The 16,748-nt window shown below is 47.6% G+C and carries 15 protein-coding genes; 10 read left to right on the top strand and 5 right to left on the bottom strand.

The features are described 5' to 3' along the window. Nucleotides 1-70 precede the first annotated feature (70 nt). The 4 genes from QT716_RS02170 to QT716_RS02155 all read right to left on the bottom strand — a co-directional run bounded on the left by QT716_RS02170 (nucleotide 71) and on the right by QT716_RS02155 (nucleotide 4,116). The gene (locus tag QT716_RS02170; protein ID WP_317934117.1) at nucleotides 71-1,162 is read right to left on the bottom strand and encodes an NAD/NADP octopine/nopaline dehydrogenase family protein; all 1,092 of its coding nucleotides are present in this window, start codon (nucleotides 1,160-1,162) and stop codon (nucleotides 71-73) included. 63 nt (nucleotides 1,163-1,225) lie between these two features. Next, a complete protein-coding gene (locus QT716_RS02165) occupies nucleotides 1,226-2,632 on the bottom strand; it encodes a YfcC family protein (protein WP_317934116.1) in 1,407 nt (468 codons plus the stop codon). Nucleotides 2,633-2,758: 126 nt separating this feature from the next. Further along, nucleotides 2,759-3,487 (bottom strand): GntR family transcriptional regulator, encoded by a 729-nt coding sequence (locus QT716_RS02160; RefSeq protein WP_317934115.1) that lies wholly within the window; start codon nucleotides 3,485-3,487, stop codon nucleotides 2,759-2,761. Nucleotides 3,488-3,669: 182 nt separating this feature from the next. Next, complete coding sequence (locus QT716_RS02155) at nucleotides 3,670-4,116, bottom strand: DUF4385 domain-containing protein (protein WP_317934114.1); 447 nt, start codon at nucleotides 4,114-4,116, stop codon at nucleotides 3,670-3,672. A 193-nt stretch (nucleotides 4,117-4,309) separates the two neighbouring features. Here QT716_RS02155 and QT716_RS02150 point away from each other — a divergent pair, with 193 nt between their 5' ends. Together QT716_RS02150 and QT716_RS02145 are read left to right on the top strand one after the other, a co-directional pair. Further along, nucleotides 4,310-4,813, top strand: a complete 504-nt coding sequence (locus QT716_RS02150; RefSeq protein ID WP_317934113.1) for a competence protein ComK — start codon at nucleotides 4,310-4,312, stop codon at nucleotides 4,811-4,813. Nucleotides 4,814-5,112: 299 nt separating this feature from the next. Further along, nucleotides 5,113-5,457, top strand: a complete 345-nt coding sequence (locus tag QT716_RS02145; protein WP_317934111.1) for a DUF378 domain-containing protein — start codon at nucleotides 5,113-5,115, stop codon at nucleotides 5,455-5,457. A gap of 56 nt (nucleotides 5,458-5,513) precedes the next feature. On the opposite strand, the gene QT716_RS02140 is transcribed toward QT716_RS02145, so the two are convergent. Further along, the gene (locus tag QT716_RS02140) at nucleotides 5,514-7,562 is read right to left on the bottom strand and encodes a helix-turn-helix domain-containing protein (protein ID WP_317934110.1); all 2,049 of its coding nucleotides are present in this window, start codon (nucleotides 7,560-7,562) and stop codon (nucleotides 5,514-5,516) included. 135 nt (nucleotides 7,563-7,697) lie between these two features. Between QT716_RS02140 and QT716_RS02135 the strand changes: the two genes are divergently transcribed. The 8 genes from QT716_RS02135 (at nucleotide 7,698) to QT716_RS02100 (ending at nucleotide 16,671) form a co-directional block, all read left to right on the top strand. Beyond that, a complete protein-coding gene (locus tag QT716_RS02135; protein ID WP_317934109.1) occupies nucleotides 7,698-8,153 on the top strand; it encodes a MaoC family dehydratase N-terminal domain-containing protein in 456 nt (151 codons plus the stop codon). Continuing rightward, on the top strand, nucleotides 8,150-8,593 hold the full coding sequence (locus QT716_RS02130) for a MaoC/PaaZ C-terminal domain-containing protein (RefSeq protein WP_317934107.1): 444 nt from the start codon (nucleotides 8,150-8,152) through the stop codon (nucleotides 8,591-8,593). The genes QT716_RS02135 and QT716_RS02130 overlap by 4 nt, the downstream gene beginning before the upstream one ends. Before the next feature lie 17 nt (nucleotides 8,594-8,610). After that, the gene (locus QT716_RS02125; RefSeq protein ID WP_317934106.1) at nucleotides 8,611-9,774 is read left to right on the top strand and encodes a thiolase C-terminal domain-containing protein; all 1,164 of its coding nucleotides are present in this window, start codon (nucleotides 8,611-8,613) and stop codon (nucleotides 9,772-9,774) included. 13 nt (nucleotides 9,775-9,787) lie between these two features. Continuing rightward, nucleotides 9,788-10,222 (top strand): Zn-ribbon domain-containing OB-fold protein, encoded by a 435-nt coding sequence (locus QT716_RS02120; protein ID WP_317934104.1) that lies wholly within the window; start codon nucleotides 9,788-9,790, stop codon nucleotides 10,220-10,222. Between the two features lie 286 nt (nucleotides 10,223-10,508). Next, nucleotides 10,509-11,639 carry an acyl-CoA dehydrogenase family protein gene (locus QT716_RS02115; protein WP_398292021.1) on the top strand — a complete coding sequence of 377 codons (1,131 nt, stop codon included), beginning with the start codon at nucleotides 10,509-10,511 and terminating at the stop codon, nucleotides 11,637-11,639. A 22-nt stretch (nucleotides 11,640-11,661) separates the two neighbouring features. Continuing rightward, entirely contained in the window at nucleotides 11,662-12,810 is a 1,149-nt protein-coding gene (locus QT716_RS02110) for an acyl-CoA dehydrogenase family protein (RefSeq protein WP_317934101.1), read from the top strand. 555 nt (nucleotides 12,811-13,365) lie between these two features. Next, entirely contained in the window at nucleotides 13,366-14,844 is a 1,479-nt protein-coding gene (locus QT716_RS02105) for an aldehyde dehydrogenase family protein (RefSeq protein ID WP_317934100.1), read from the top strand. 93 nt (nucleotides 14,845-14,937) lie between these two features. Further along, nucleotides 14,938-16,671 (top strand): AMP-binding protein, encoded by a 1,734-nt coding sequence (locus tag QT716_RS02100; RefSeq protein WP_317934099.1) that lies wholly within the window; start codon nucleotides 14,938-14,940, stop codon nucleotides 16,669-16,671. Nucleotides 16,672-16,748: the final 77 nt, after the last annotated feature.

The following is a 16,748-nucleotide window of genomic DNA, read 5'->3' as shown; positions in this document are numbered from 1 at the left end:
TTTATCGTATAACCTGATGAACTTGAATTAAATTAACGAGTATGCAATTTTTACTCTGGAGTTTAAGACTTCACTTGCGCCCTGTATGAACAAATTCCAGGAACTCATCCGATGAAAGACCATCAATCCCTAAATTCTCAAGTGTCCGTGCACCCTTCATCAAATCCCGATCCAACATCAGCTGCCCCAACGTCACAATCGTTTCCATATGAACCGTAGGCAGATCCAACATCTTTCCTAACTCAATGAAAGGCACCAATCCCATCGGAATGTCTTCCGTCAAATAACGTGTTTCCAACGTCTTTTGTCCGGTAATATCCAAATACACCGGATTGCTGCTCACCGATTCCGCCAGCGTGTCTTTGTATACGTCGTATTCCACTTCCAACTGCTGCAAACACGACAGCAAATCTAGACCAAGTGCTTTCCCGATGTTCATCCGCTCTTCATCCATCTTCTCCACATAGCGACCGATACTTGGTGTGAAGCCATCAATGTAGAAAAACCACTCCCTATCGGATTCGATGGTGCCGGTATTCAATAACGTTGTCGCTGGATGCAAAATAGGATTCGTATTATCAAAACTCGTCACTAGAATACTTTCGCATCCTTCAAATTGCGGAAATGCCGTTTGCAGCATTTCCACCACTCGATCCGTTTCCGTCGCAGGCAGTGCCGCCATCAAAATCCGGTTCTTCAATCCGAACACTTGCGTCATTCCCGGTTTTACAATGCGGCATCCGTACAACAATGTATTCGTTTCGCCTAACGTTACGTTTGCCGTGCAGCCTTCATCATCCAATACTTTTCTAAAAACGAGAGAACCGAACGTTGCAGCAGGATTCAGCACAACTATCTGGCCGTCTTTCAAATACGGTGCACACGACTTCGCAACTGACGCGTGGGCCGTTGCGGGTACTGTGACAAACACAACGTCCGCATCGCGAAGCGCTTCTTCCATATCCGTCGTCGCACATTTCACTTCTCCAAAACCATTCAAAGCGTCTGTCAGATGAACGCCTCCCTGATCTTTAATCGCTTGGATCGTCTCTTCAAAAATATCGTAAATCGTGACGTCAAAACCCATCATTCCTAGATGTCCTGTCGTAGTCTGTCCGCCGTTTCCGCCGCCGATAATCGTCCATTTCAATTTCTTCTCCATGTATGTTCACTCCTAGTTGTATAGTTAATATAATTGTTTATAATATTATAATGTTTAATGCTATTAGAAAGGACCCCAATTGATCCAGACTCCTACTGCTAAAATAATCATTGTCCAAATGGTCCACTTCAACACGAGCGGTCCCGCAAAACGTATCCATTTACCGAACGGCACGGCTGCGATTCCAAGTGCCGCCATTAGCACTGGATGCGTTGGTGTGATCATATTCCAATAGCCATCTCCGGACTGGAACGCTTGTACCGCGATTTGACGATTAATGCCGATGACATCGCTGATTGAAGACATAATTGGCATAACAACTGCCGCCTGCCCCGTTGACGATGGAATGATGAAGTTGATGAGCCCTTGAGAAAAGTACATTCCCCAAGCCGCGAATACACTGTGCAGACTTCCAAGCGGTACGGAAATTGCGTAAACGAGCGTATCGATGATTTGACCTTCTTCCATGACCACAAGAATTGCACGAGACAATCCGATGATCAATGCAGCAGCTGTCATTTCAGCAGCGCCTTTCATGAATTCGTCTGTAAACTGATTGAAACTGCCATTGAATGCGATCATGCCGATTATAATTCCCATTAGCAGCATCAGTGCCGAAATTTCTCCTAAGTACCATCCATACTTCAACACACCGAACACCAGTGCAACGAGCGATAAACCGAGAACTCCCAATATCCATTTGTGCTTCGTTGTCATCGTCAAGTTCTCCAAAATGCTCGCATCTGTTTCAAGTTCTTTTTCATTGATCAACAAACTCGTTGCTGGATTTAATTTGACCTTTTTCGCATATCTCAATGTATGGTGAATCGCGATGATCAAGCCGCCAACCATTAATACCGAACGTAACCCAATCCCTGAAAACAGCGGAAGTTCCGCAATCCCTTGCGCAATTCCAACGTTAAACGGATTTAACGGCCCTGCAGAATACCCTGCATACACACCGACTACCACAATCGAAACCGCGACAATTCGGTCATACCCCATGGCCATCGTTGCAGCTAGCACTATCGCAACAAACGGAAGCGTTTCTTCAGCCATGCCGAACGTTGCCCCTCCGATTGCAAACGCTGTCATTGCAATGATGATGAAAATCGATTCCCGCCCTTTCAGACGTTCTATCAAACGAGCAAGCGCAGCATTGATGGCTCCACTTTTTACAATTACTCCAAATACACCACCAACAATCAGTACAAACGCGATAATTTCAGCAGCGCCGACAATTCCGCCAAATACTGATGAAAGGACTCCCCCAATTCCAATCGGCGACTGTTCGGTGTACTCAAAACTATCCGCAACAATTAGTTCGCGTCCTGTCTTGTCATCCATCATCCGTTCAAACTGACCCGCTGGAATGATATACGTCAAGAGCGCCACTAACACAATTATGAACATGAGCAATGCCGTCGTTGTTGGCGGCTTCACTTTCCACTTCTTTTTTGCCTTTTCCATTTTTCCCCACCATCCCTTTTATGTTGATTAATTATTGCGTCAATTTATGATGAAACCATCCTTTCATCTAATTGGATATAATGTTATAACTTTATATAATGTAGAAAACCATGCACAGCACAGTTTCTACTCATTCACTAAATCCAGTTCCATATAATACTTATCTTTGTCTTGTTTCATGACAAACTTAGAATATTCTACGCCTTCCCCTTCATCCGAGAACGTGATGCGCTCCCAAACGAATAGCGGTGTATTTGGACGAACGCCTAGCAGCTTCACTTCTTTTTCATTGGCTACAGCACCTGAGAAGAAGTTTTTAGATCGCTTCAGTTTAATACCGCATGTCTGCTTCAGCACATCGTAGATGAATACATCTTTGTTGATGTCAGGGACATTTGACGGCCAGATTTCTTGCGGAATATACGTATATTCCAGCGAAACCTTATCTCCATCCTCATAACCAATTCGCTCTAAAAACATGAATTCAGTATCGGAAGGCTTCCCTAACTTCTTCGCAATCCCCGGATACGTCTCATGCGATCCGCTAGAGATTAAATCGTGTTCACTGCTCACTTGGTCATCCATTTTAATGAACTCCGACTTGTGAATGTTTTTCTCCATTTTTTGTCCCGTTACAAATGTACCGCGGCCGCGCTGCCGGATGAGCATACCTTTGTCCACCAAGTTCATAATCGCACGTTTGATGGTGATATTGCTGACATCCAATGACTTCGCCAATTCCGTTTCAGTGGGGATTTGAAATCCCTCTTCCCATTGACCCGACACAATCTTTTCTTCTAATGTGACTTCGACTTGAGAGTAAAGCGGCGTCGTCGCCGTTTTATCAATCTTCAACTATCCCACCTCTATTTTTCAGGTTATAATATTATAATAAATCAAACTATACAATGCCATTTCTCATATGTAAAGAGTTTTTTGAAAACGCTTGCAACTTTTGGTAAGCTTTTTTTCAAATTACAATGAGCCAAGCGGAGCTGGTCGCAGTTCTTGCAGAGCAACTAGCTCATTGTAATCCCTCATCCATATTCTTTTTGATGCGCTTTTTTCCTCTTCAAATAATCTTCGTCCTCACGAATAGCATCCCACCTCTCTTTAAATATCGCAGCGGATTTCGCTTTCTCCTCATCAATTTGGCGGTCTTTAATGGACCCGTCTTCGTTATATTTCCGGCCCCCTTTATAATTTGTATACCGTCGCGCACGTGTATAGCCCATCTGGATGAATTTCCGAGCCATGTCCATGCCGACGAAATCATCTTTTTTGCGGTAATCTTCGAACAGTTCACAGATTTTATCTGCGGATTCTTTTGCAATTTCCGGTGTTTTAAATCGCCAATGCGGCAAAATCTCACTTTTATACGGCTCCACAAGCAATACACCTTGCTCGCCTTTTCCTACTTTGTAGAGTTCAGGGTTTTTGCGCAGGTCCAAATTCTTGTAATCCAGATCATAATCGAACGGCATTGGGGCACACTTCCTTTTTAACTTCCTATACCCAGCGTCCATATGGCAAAACTATCTTCTTGGATTTAATAAATTCGAACGGGATGTACCCTTCAGTTGGAACTTTATCGATAACTAGTTTGAATTCACACTATTCTGTTTCCTATATATGTCGTATACTGGAATCATTACGTGTATTTAGGAGCTGATTTGAATGCAATGTGAAAGTTATTTGCTGGATAGCCAAGCATTGGCACTCTTGTCTCATACCGATTCAGAAGGAAATTTATCAAAGATCGTGACATTGCACGGTACATACTTATCTTCAAAACCGCCGATTCAGTTGTTGAGTCTGGCGTGTTTGCATAACCAGTCTTCACTTGCAAAACGAACCAAAGAAGCTGTTGACATTCTGAAGTTCAAACAAAAGCCGCCGTTCATGCTGGCAAAAGGAGTCGGCGTGTTTCCCACGAGTTCGTCCCGCCGCAACACATGCGCCTGGATTTTCAATCATTTCTTCACCACCACGTCTGTCGATAAAAACACAACAATGCTGTCCTTTTCACCCGATATCCATATTACCGTAGCCGCGTCACTGCACGTCATCCGTCAACAAAACGCCCGCTTGCATTTGTTACTTAGTCATTCAACCCAATTAAAAAAGGAGCTCTATATCGAACAGTTCTTATTGTCACCTGATCGAATGAAAGGGTTTTGATGATAAAATAACGTGTAAACTGTGTTGATCTACGCTACAGACGGACGCTTTCCGCGGGCTCGATCTCAGCCGCTTCCCTCGCTGCGCTCAGTCCAGGGTCTTCGATCTTCGCTAATTCCGCAGGAGTCGCCGTCTTTCGCTTCGATCAACGGTGCTTGTGGTATCAAAAATCCTTTATCTAACTAAAAATGTAAAAAACATTTAGAACAGCATGTATGAAAACTTCCATTTAACAAACTCTAAGGATGGATGACTTTCTTTGCTCGAAAGACATCCTAATTCGAAAAGGAGTTGACAGCATGCGAGTAATTACGCGAATCGCGTTAGTATTGGTCATTATCGGTGCATTGAGCTGGGGCCTCATCGGACTCTTCCAATTCGACTTAGTCGCGACACTGTTCGGCGGTCAAGCTTCCGTCTTGTCCCGAGTCGTCTATACACTCGTCGGACTGAGCGGAATCATCAGTCTTGGGATTTTGTTCGAAACGGACGATGCACGGGATGTGGAGACGATGCCGGATCCAGACATTCACAGTCCTCGGATCTCGAATCCGAATCTTGGAACAGAATTCGGTGAAGAACCCGATGTCACTGAACTGCGGGATGCTGCACGCCGCCGTTCCGATGATGATACGACGCTTTAACGAAAAAACACCGCCAACCTCGAGTTATTTCGACGTTGACGGTGTTTTTACATCCCTTATGCACGCTGCCGTAAATAACAGGCGAGCTGCAGCTGGAGCGCATCATCCGCGTTTTTCAAAGACAATCCAAGCACTTCTTCAATTCTTTTCAACCGTTGATAAAGCGTATTGATGTGAATGTGCAGATGCGCTGCAGTTTCACCAGCAGAACGGTTGCTTGCGAAATAGGCGAGCAGCGTTTGCTCAAGCGTTCCATCTGAGCGATCCACTTCACTTAATGGAGAAAAGATATCGGATAAAAACTTGCTGACTTCTTCCGTATTCCGACTCGTAAACAGCCGGCTGATCCCGATATCTGTATAGCGGACGAGCCGGTCATTCCGCTGCCCCGCGATTGGATTCGTAAGTGCGATTTCAGCTTCCCGATACGTTTGTTCAATTTGGCTTGTACTTTGAACGAGCGATCCAATTCCCCCGTGTAACGTATACGACTTTCCTTCATCTGCCCGAAACGCAAGTACGTCGTCCAGCTTTTGCTCGACCAGAGCGAGTTCCGCACGTCCTTGTACCCCCGCCAGCAAAATCACTTTGTTTTGCCATCCAAAAATCGTTTGAATGAGAGCACCTGCTGACGATCTTAACTCAGCTATTAACCGGAAGATGTGCGCTTCTGCTTCTTGGGAATTCGGACAATCCGAAACTTGCAGCATGGCAACCGCGAATGCTCCTGTTTCACGAATTCCGAGCGCGTCCGCTTTTTCATTCAGCACATCCGGATCGTTCGTATGCACCAGTTCATCGAAAAGTTCCCGTTGGTTTTTGTAAAAAAATGCGATGACATTCTGCTTTTGCACACGTTCTAACGCAAGCACCGTACTTCCTTGTTCAAGTGCCTGCTCCCCGAGGCGCGTCAGTGTCTGTGCCGAGTTCGCTATTAAACAGCCGAGAACGACCGAGCCGGAGCGGATTGGATACAAGATTGCTTCGGACTTCTCTCCAATTTCAATTCTTGCCGCTTGGTGCTCACGTTCAATTAAAGAAAGAAGTTGACTGAATGATAGCCCATTCGGAATCACTGCTGTTGCAGGAATCATTTCACTCACTATCAAGTCGGCGAACGCGAGCGGCTGGCCTGTCATCTGACTGAGTGCTTCAATCACTTTTTCAGTACCTAGATTCCGTACGGATAAATCTGTCAGTGTCGCGTGAATGGCATCCCGCTGCATTAAGGTGTCGTTCAACTCCTTAATATTCGCAAACTGCTTTGCGTTCCGAATCGCGATACCGACTTGTGTCGTGAAAATCTGCAGCAGCCATAAATCCCGATTCGTTAAAACTTGCTCCGAATTCATCTGCCCTAAATACATGACACACTCGATTTTGTCGTCCAATCCAATTGGATAGGCGATTACCGATCGGACATTCGTGATGTCCTCGACTCTTCTGCCCCACCGCTGTTTGTTTTCCTTGGAAATACGTTTAACTTTGTGGAACTCCGTGTCGCTTGGATCTGTGATCAGCACAGGGACTCCCACTTCAAATGCATGTCCGACAGGTCCCTCCCCTATAGTAAATTCCATCTCTTTGATTTCTTCGAATTGATAGCCTTCAGATGCTTTACAAATGATTTTCCCTTTTGTTTCGTCGTACAGCCAAAGTGTTCCGTAATCCGCATTCGAAATAACATCCAACGTATGTGTAAGTATGTTGGCAAATACATCCTCTAAATCCAGTGAAGCCGTCGTATATCGGACACTGTCCACAATACGCGCTAACTTGGCTCTTCCGGTTTCATCCGAATATTCCGAGTACCCTTTATGTAAAAAGCTGAACAGTACAGAGAGCTCGTCTTCGTCTAATGACGGGTCTTCTGAAAAGAGTAAAATCACCCGATATTCTTGTGAGTATGTCAGCTGCACGACACTTCTTCCCGCAGCTTGAATGACCTGGATCCGCTCCCCCTTTGGTCTTTTCGTCTTCGGCGGCGCCATTCCATTCGGGTTAAATAGCGGGTAGACATGCTCCAATCCATCCTTTACGACCCAGATGGAATAAGCGCAATGGACTCCAAACTTTGAAAATAGCACTTCTATTGAATTGGACACACTACTCCCCCTCTTCCTGTAGAGCAATCTACATTCTTCTTTTAATAATTATAGAGATTCCCACATTGTACTGTCAATTGAATTGACATACTATTTAGATAGATAGAATCTTCAAACGAGACTCGGAGGTGCCTTATGGATTTAGATAAAAGCATGATTGGAATTGCAAGTGAACCGTATGTAGCACAAATCGATCCTGAACGTGTTATGAAGTTTGCGCAGGCGATTGGTGATGATAATCCGCTCTATTCGGATGAAACCTACGCGGCTGACACCGCTTATCAAGGAATCACAGTTCCCCCGACTTTCTTAATATCACTTGGAAGTTCTGCAAAGTTTCCATTGGAGCTGGATTTCAGAAGAATGCTTCATGGTGAGCAAGAATTCATCTACCATCATCCCGTTCGGATGGGCGACACACTCGACTGCACAATGAAAGTGACTGATGTGTACGATCGCGAAGGAAAAAGCGGGACGATGCAATTTCTCGTTCTTGATACGGAGATGAAAAAAGAAGACGGAACGCTCGCTGCAGTAGCGCGCAACACAATTATATATCGACCTGCGCCAAAGGAGGTTCGTCAATTATGAAAGCGATTACAACCATTCCGTTTTCGGAAATGAAAGTAGATATGGAGCTGCCTCCACTTGAGAAATCCCCTGTGACGAAGGAACAGCTCGTTCTCTACGCGGAAGCATCTGGTGATTTGAATCCATTGCATACAGATGACGATTTTGCGAAGAGCATCGGTATGGATGGCGTCATTGCTCATGGCATGCTGATCATGGGGTTCCTCGGTCAATACGTTCAGGAACTTGCAGGCACGGAAAGCATCGTCAGCAAGTTCAACATGCGATTCGGTGCGATGACCAAACCGGGTGATGCCATTACGTGTCGCGGCAAAGTGAACACACTATTTGAAATCGAAGGCAAACCTGCTGCTGAACTTGAATTGATTGCAGAAAAAGCACCTGGTAAGCAAGTGGGTACCGGCACGGCCGTTCTGATTTGTACAAATGCAAACGACTGATTAAGGAGGCACCATACATGGCAACGTATTCAAACCAATGCGCAATCGTCGGGGTCGGCGAGAATAAGCGCTCACGTAAATCAGGAACGACTCCCCTGCACATGGCACTTACAGCGGCTCGTAATGCGCTTGCAGATGCAGGGTTGGAAGCCAAAAATTTGGACGGCATTATGAATTATTCGACTGGCGGTGATTCTTGTCCGTCGCACGAATTGGCAACGTATCTTGGATGTCATCCGAAATATGTAAAGGATATTAGCGGCGGCGGCAGCAGCACGGAATTACTCATAGCAGATGCTGTGGCGCTCATTGAAGCAGGGATGTTGGAAACCGTGCTGATCTATCGTTCGATGAATGGCAGTTCCGGTGACAAAGTCGGACGCGGGTATGACCCGGATATGCTTCAAGCAATGCTCCCAGGCGGCAGTTTCATCATGCCGTATGGTTCTGCAAGTCCTACCCAATGGTTCGGGATGTTTGCGAATCGCCATATGCATGAAACGGGAATTACGAAGGAGCATTTAGGACATGTGTGCATCAGTTTCTATGAGCATGCCCAGCGCAATCCAAATGCGTTTTTATATGGGAAACCGCTTGATATGGAGACCTATCTCGCTACGCCTGACATCAGCATGCCGTTCAATATCCACGATTGCTGTGTGGAGTTGGATGAAGCGAATGCGATCATCGTGACGTCTGCATCGAATGCGAAAAATTGTAAGTCAAAGCCGGTTTTCATCGCAGGAATGGCACCGCGCACGACTCATTCACATGTCCATTATTGGACGCAAGTGGATGAAGTGGCGGCAGATCATGCGGCGGCGGAATTGTATAAGTCGGCGGGTGTGAAGCCGGAAGACATCCAAGTGGCTTCCATCTATGATTGCTTCAGCTGGGTCGTTATGCGGCAGCTTGAGTCGTATGGATTTGCAAAACGCGGCGAAGTCGGTGATTTCGTTGCGGCGGGCAATTTGAAAATGGGAGGCAGTCTTCCTTCGAATACGGCGGGCGGCATGCTTTCTGAAGGCTATACGCACGGGATGAATAATGTACTGGAACTGGTTCGCCAGTTACGGCATGACTATAAAGGAACAAACCGCCAAGTGAAGGACTGTGAGCTCGGGATTGCGACGGGCTGGGCGGGTCCGGATATCGCGGGTGCGATGATTTTACGAAATTAAAGGAGGCGTCTTGATGACTAATCAGACTGCGTATGAGAAGCCGATTCCGTTGAAGACTTTGGATAATCATGAGTACTGGGATGCTGCAGATCGGCATGAGCTGTCGTTGCAGAAGTGTTCCGCGTGCAGTGCGTTCATTCACCCCCCGGGGCCGGCGTGCCCGACTTGTGGGAGTGCGGAGACGGAGTGGGAGTTGTTGGGGTCGGATGTGACGGCTACGGTGTATTCGTATATTGTGTCGTATCGACCGTTTTTGCCGGGGTTCCAGCATGAGCTGCCGACGGTGATTACGGTGGCGGCGCTGGATGCTGCGCCGGATGTGAAGATTATGGCGAATATTGTAGAGTGTGATCCGGCTGATGTAGAGATTGGGCTGCCGTTGAAGATGGTTTGGGTGGATATTACGGAGGATCGCGCTTTGCCTCAGTGGGTTTTGGCTCGGGGATAGTTGACTGGGTTGATTTACGTTTTGGGTGGACGCTTTCCGAGGGGCTTGCCCTCAGCCTCCTCGCTCGCTTTGCTTCTGCGGGGTCTTCAGGCTTCGCTGATTCCGCAGGAGTCGCCGTCTTCCGCTTCAATCAACGGGTAAGGTTGGCCAAACTATCTACTTTTTTATTTAGAAAAAAAGATAAAAGATTAAAAGATAAGAGCTTGTGAAAGGGTGTGCTGGTGTGGACTTTACGTTTACTAAGAAGGAAGAGAAGTTTCGTGGGGAGCTTAGGGGTTGGCTTGAGGTGAATTTGCCGAAAGGCTGGCTTGCTGGTGATCGGAAGCTTCCGGAAGATCATGAGCAGTATTCGCAGTTCTTGCGGGATTGGCAGCGGACGCTGTATGAAGGCGGCTGGGCTGCGATTTCGTGGCCGAAGGAGTATGGCGGGCGTGATGCGACGCTGATGGAAGAAATCATTTATCACCAGGAAATGGTTCGCGTGCAGTCCCCTCCCCTTGTGAACTATATCGGGATTCATATGGTCGCACCGACCCTCATGCAAATGGGAACCGATGAGCAGAAGGATGAATTTATCGAAAAAATCCTGACGGGCGAGCAAGTGTGGAGCCAAGGGTATTCGGAACCGGGCGCCGGCTCTGACCTGACTGCCTTGCAAACGACGGCTGTGAAGAAAGATGGCAAATGGGTCATTAACGGACAGAAAGTCTGGACGAGCTTTGCCCATCTCGCAGATCGTTGTTTCCTACTCACGAAGACGAGCCAGTCGGAAAAGAAGCACGAAGGCATCACTGTATTCCTTCTTGATATGGATCAGGAAGGCGTGGAGACGCGCCCGATCGTACAAATGGACGGACATCAGGAATTTAACGAAGTCTATTTGACGGACGCCATTGCGACGGATGCCGACATAGTCGGTGAAGAAGGAAAAGGCTGGGCTGTTCTGATTGCCCTTATGCTGCATGAACGTTCCGGGATTGCGGCGCAAGTGTTTACGCTTGAGCAGCAGTTTGACAGTGTCATTGAACTGGCGAAAACGATTCGCGTGAACGGCACTCCTCTTATTGAAGATCCGTTTGTCGAAGACGGACTTGCCGACTTACATGCACGCATTAACGGAGCAAAGCTGAATTATTATCGAAACATTACCCATACACTCAAAAACGGCAAGCCCGGTGCTGAAAGTTCGTTGGATAAACTCCTAGTGAGTGAGTTGACGAAAGAAGTGTTCGACTTCGCGATGACGATTCAAGGTCACGCAGGCGTACTTACCAAGGACGATGCATTATTTGACGGAGAAATGCAGCGTCAGTATCTTGCATCATTCGGCGCAACAATCGGCGGCGGCACTAGTGAAGTGCAGCGCAATACGATTGGCGAACGCATTCTTGGGCTGCCGAAGGACTTAGGACGATAACGGAATTGGAGAGGTGATCGATATGGATTTTGCATTAAGCGAAGAACAGGAGCTGTTTCGGACAGCGATTCGTAAATACATGAACAATCTTAACGGAACGGAAGCCGCGCGTGCTGTAATTGACGGCAAACTCGACGTCGTTGCAAGCGCCGCTTCAGGCCTTGCGGAAATGGGCGTTACGGCGATTCCCGTTTCGGAAGAATCGGATGGTCTTGGCCTCGGCGCTCTCGATTTGGTTCCGGTGTTTGAAGAAACTGGACGTGTGCTGCTGCCGGGCTCTCAACTCGAGACACTCGCTCTCGCCGTTCCGTTACTTGAGTCTTTCGGAACTCCTGCACAAAAAGCAGCCCGACTTCCCGATGTTGCCGCCGGTGCGAGTACGATGTCTGTTGCCTGGTACGAAAAAGGCACGAGTCTCTTCCCCAATTCTTTCTGCTGTGTCGCAGCGAAAACGGAGAATGGCTACGCGCTGACGGGTACGAAAACGCTGGTCCCTGTCATTGGTGAGCCTGACGTTTTCATCACAGGGGCACAAACCGCTGAAGGGAAATCACTGTTTCTAGTGAAGGCCAGTGATCTCGCATCGGTGCGATTGCTTTCTGCGTTGGATGAAACCCAGCAACTTGCTGAAGTGACGTTCGATGCTGCACCTGGTGAGTTACTGGGCGAACCTGGAAACGCTGCAGAGATGATGAAACACGGACTTCTCCATTTTAACGCAGCACTTTGTTCAAGCATGGTCGGCGGAATGGATGAGTTGGTCAAGATGACGGCTGAGTATGCGAAGATCCGTGTGCAATTCAATCAGCCTATTGGACGGTTCCAGGCGATTAAGCACGGGATTGTCAATATGAAGCTAGATCTGGAGACAGCGCGCTCGCTTTCCTATTATGCAGCGTGGACTGTTGAAACGGATGCTGTGGATAAAGTCTCGGCTGTGCACAGCGCTCGGTCATTCATCTCAAAAGCTTATATTAAAGCGGCTGGAGATTCGATCCAAATCCATGGCGGAATCGGGTTCACGGAAGAGTTGGATGTGCAGCTGTTCTTGAAGCGTGCACGGTATTATGAGAACTACTTTGGCTCGGTGCGCGATTCCCGTAAAACGGCGGCGCATGCTCTTGGCTGGCACTCGGTCTCGGCTACGCGGGATGCTATACCGGTATCTTGATATGGATTTGTGGATAACTTGCGATTGATTCGTGGATAGTTTGTGCACAGTGAGTGGATAATATGTGGATAACTAATTGAATTTTGTGGATAAAACGTATAAAGTTCGGAGCTACTGCATTGCGGGAAAGTATTGGCGGGATATGATGTGCTTTTCGTTGGTTTATGAGCGCTTTTCGTGGTTTATGAGCACTTTTCGCAGTTTTTGAGCGCTTCCCATGATTTATGAGCGCTTTCCGTGGTTTAAGAGCACTTTTCGTGATTTATGAGCGCTTCCCATGGTTTATGAGCGCTTTCCGTGGTTTATGAGCACATTTCGCGATTTATGAGCACTTCCCATGATTTATGAGCACATTCCGTAGTTTATGAGCACTTCCCATGATTTATGAGCACATTCCGTAGTTTATGAGCACTTCCCATGATTTATGAGCGCTTTTCGCAGTTTATGAGCATTTTCCCATGATTTATGAGCACATTCAACGACTGGAGAGCTCTTTCCAATGCATTTGATAGATTACTCGTGAAATAAAACATCTAACCAAGGAGGAGAATGAATATGGCAGTATCTACAGACTTGAAAGAATATCACAATTTGGTAGGTGGAGAATTGCGCGGAGCAACGGGCGGTGCCTTAACGGATAGTATTGATCCCTCTACTGGAAAGGTATGGGCTCGCGTTCCGAAAAGTTCCAAGGAAGATGCGGTGGCTGCTATCGAAGCTGCACAGCATGCTTTTCCTGCATGGAAAGCACTTTCTGCCGGAGAACGTGCTGCATGTTTACGTGATGCTGCAGAAGTTATTGCATCCAACGGAGGTGAACTCGCTGCACTGGAAACTCAGGATAATGGCTGGGTCATACGAGAAACGACGTATGGATTAATTCCCGTCCTTCAGCAAGTCTGGCTGGATGCTGCGGCGAAAGCGACAGAAGCCAACCGTGGTCAAACTGTTCCCATGAGTCCAACTACCCTTGGTTACACGCTCCGTGAGCCATATGGCGTTGTTGTTGGAATTACACCGTGGAATGCACCTTTGTTCACGTTCGCCATTAAGGCGGCGTATGCACTGGCTGCTGGAAATACTGTAGTGATCAAACCTTCTGAACAAGCAGCGGTCTCTTCTCTCCACCTTGGTAAACTGCTGAAAGATGTTTTCCCTGAGGGTGTGCTGAATGTCATTTGCGGACCAGGATCTCAGATTGGCGACACACTCGTTGAGCATCCAGCTGTCAGCAAAGTGAGTTTGACGGGATCCGGCGGGACGGCCAGTTCCATCGCAAAAGCGACTGCGGGGAAACCGAAACCTTTGATTCTTGAGCTTGGCGGCAAGTCTGCCAATATCCTTTTCGAAGATGCAAACATTGAAAAAGCGGTGGAAGCGATTAGCACGCACAGTATTTTTACAGGGAACTCCGGCCAGCTTTGCGTAGGAAGTTCACGTCTCCTCGTCCACCGGTCGATTATCGACCAAGTCGCAGATGGCGTGAAAAACTATCTCGCAAATCCCGACTTGAAAAAGTTCGGACCTACCATGGACCCGTCGACAACTACAGGTCCTATCGCTAACAAATCCCAATTCGAAACCATTAAGTCTTATATCCAGCTCGGGTTGGATGAAGGCGCGGAACTCGTGTACGGCGGGCGCTCGGGCGGCGCTGAACTGATTTCGGATCGCAGTGACTTGGCGGATGGGTATTGGATCGAACCGACTTTGCTAAAAACGGAATCGAATGAGTTAAGGGTATGTCAGGAAGAGATTTTTGGCCCTGTCGCAGTAATGATTCCATTCGATACAGAAGAAGAAGCAATCGCACTCGCGAACGGTACGGAATTCGGACTGGCTGCTGGCGTCTGGACGACGGATTTAAGTCGTGCACATCGTATGATTTCTGCCTTGGACTCAGGGAACGTCTGGGTCAACACGTATGCACGGGTTGGCACGGATCTGCCATTTGGCGGTGTGAAGAGCAGTGGATTCGGAACAGATTCAATCGAAGACTATTCACGTGAAAAAGCTTGTGTCATCGAACTTTAAGGTCCTGTCCCGGGTGTGAGTTGTGTCATCCGGGATGTTTTTACAACTACCGATGCAAAGATTGGGTCCATATTCTAGGAAGGCGGTGGTCAAATGAACGTTAAACTTTCAAAAAGAGAAAATTACGATCAAGATTTGCCAGAAACACTCGACATTCCGAACGTTACGGCGGGAGCCATTTTAAAAGGCAGCGTGAAACAATATGGCACAAAAAATGCTTATATCTATCGCGACACGCCGATTACGTACGACCAGATTTATACAGAAGCCAAAAAGTTTGCGAATGCATTGCGAACTCTCGGTGTGGGACGCGGAATGACAGTCTCCACCCACTTGCCTACTTGCCCGCAGTATGTTGCAGCGTATTATGGCATCATTTTATCCGGAGCGGTGTATTCCCCGCTGAATCCGTATTTACCTGCAGGTGATTTGACATATCAGTTAAATGACTCTGAAACAAAAGTTGTTATCACGCATGAATCCGTGTCCAAGTCGATTCAAGAAGTTCTCGCGGATACGGGTGTCCAGCATGTCATCCTGACGGGTGATTCGGAGATCTATACCAATGATGCACCTGTAGATGTCACGGCTTTCGACGGCTGGCATAGCTTCGCGGCACTCAAAGCTGCCGCTTCTGACGAGGAATTCGATCCCGGGATTCATCCCCAGGAAGATCTGGTGCACATTGCATACACAGGCGGCACAACCGGCAGTCCAAAAGGAGTCATGATCACGCATGCGAATCTCGTCAGCAATATTACGCAAATTGCGGCGTGGACAGCGGGCGCACTTCCTGTTGTCGATGAAGACGGCGCACTCCGGTATGTTGCAGTGGAACAGGACAAAGAAGCATACAAGAAGAAGTACCTGATTCCGTTAGGTGAAGAAGTCCGGTTAAGCCCCTCCCCCCTCTTCCATATTACCGGTGGGATTGGCATGATTGTTTCTCCGATGGCGCAAGGTGTGACGACGCTGCTGCCTGACCGTTTCGTGCCCTCGCAGTTCCTGGAACTAATCGAGCAATACAAGGTTTCATCCATTAACGGCGCTCCTGCTATGTGGAATGTTTTATTGAATTTACCGGGAATCGATTCCTATGACTTCTCGACGATTCGCAACATCAGCTCGGGTGCTGCGCCGCTGTCCCAAAAAGGGCTATCCCTATTAAAGGAAATGTTCCCGAATGCACGTGTTGGAGAAGGGTACGGTTTGACGGAAGCGACGGCATCGGTAGCTGGAAGCGTTATGGTTTCGGGCGGCGTCCACAAGATTGGGACTGTCGGACTGCCTACGTATAATACGGAAATCAAAGTCGTTTCGCTTGATGGGATTAGTGAAGAACCGCTTCCTGCCGGCGAAAGCGGTGAGATTTGTTTTAAAGGTCCTCAAGTGATGAAAGGGTATTTCAATAAACCCGAAGAGACTGCGGCGACGCTGCGCGGCGGCTGGCTCCATACGGGAGATATCGGGATTATCGATGAAGACGGCTATCTCGCGATTGTCGACCGCAAGAAAGAGATGCTGATTTACAATGGATACAACGTGTATCCGAGCCGGATCGAAGAGGTCATCGTCTCCCACCCTGCTGTGCAGAATGCGATTGTGATTGGGAAGCCGGTGGAAGGTGTTGGCGAGATTCCGAAGGCGTTTGTGATTGTGAAGCCGGGCAGCACGCTGAGTGTAGAGGAACTGATGACGTATACGAATGAACGCGTTGTGCATTATTCGAAGGTGCGCGAGCTCGAGTTCATGGAACAGTTCCCTATGACGGCTGCGGGTAAGATTTCGAAGATTCATTTGAAGAAGATGGAGTTGGAGAATTCTTAATTGGCCAGTTCCTTCTTTATGTTCAGAGTTAGACTCTATTTACAACAAATACCGTTGATTGAAGCGGAAGGCGGCGA

This window comes from Sporosarcina aquimarina (assembly GCF_033253705.1).
GTDB lineage: Bacteria > Bacillota > Bacilli > Bacillales_A > Planococcaceae > Sporosarcina > Sporosarcina aquimarina.
The sequence above is the reverse complement of the archived record's forward strand: the minus strand, read 5'-3'. Positions and strand labels throughout refer to the sequence as shown.

Bases quoted from the DNA above. Each gene is read 5' to 3' on its own strand.
- QT716_RS02170 (WP_317934117.1), bottom strand. From the start codon at position 1,162: ATGGAGAAGAAATTGAAATGGACGATTATCGGCGGCGGAAACGGCGGA.
- QT716_RS02165 (WP_317934116.1), bottom strand. From the start codon at position 2,632: ATGGAAAAGGCAAAAAAGAAGTGGAAAGTGAAGCCGCCAACAACGACG.
- QT716_RS02155 (WP_317934114.1), bottom strand. From the start codon at position 4,116: ATGCCGTTCGATTATGATCTGGATTACAAGAATTTGGACCTGCGCAAA.
- QT716_RS02150 (WP_317934113.1), top strand. From the start codon at position 4,310: ATGCAATGTGAAAGTTATTTGCTGGATAGCCAAGCATTGGCACTCTTG.
- QT716_RS02145 (WP_317934111.1), top strand. From the start codon at position 5,113: ATGCGAGTAATTACGCGAATCGCGTTAGTATTGGTCATTATCGGTGCA.
- QT716_RS02135 (WP_317934109.1), top strand. From the start codon at position 7,698: ATGGATTTAGATAAAAGCATGATTGGAATTGCAAGTGAACCGTATGTA.
- QT716_RS02130 (WP_317934107.1), top strand. From the start codon at position 8,150: ATGAAAGCGATTACAACCATTCCGTTTTCGGAAATGAAAGTAGATATG.
- QT716_RS02125 (WP_317934106.1), top strand. From the start codon at position 8,611: ATGGCAACGTATTCAAACCAATGCGCAATCGTCGGGGTCGGCGAGAAT.
- QT716_RS02120 (WP_317934104.1), top strand. From the start codon at position 9,788: ATGACTAATCAGACTGCGTATGAGAAGCCGATTCCGTTGAAGACTTTG.
- QT716_RS02110 (WP_317934101.1), top strand. From the start codon at position 11,662: ATGGATTTTGCATTAAGCGAAGAACAGGAGCTGTTTCGGACAGCGATT.
- QT716_RS02105 (WP_317934100.1), top strand. From the start codon at position 13,366: ATGGCAGTATCTACAGACTTGAAAGAATATCACAATTTGGTAGGTGGA.
- QT716_RS02100 (WP_317934099.1), top strand. From the start codon at position 14,938: ATGAACGTTAAACTTTCAAAAAGAGAAAATTACGATCAAGATTTGCCA.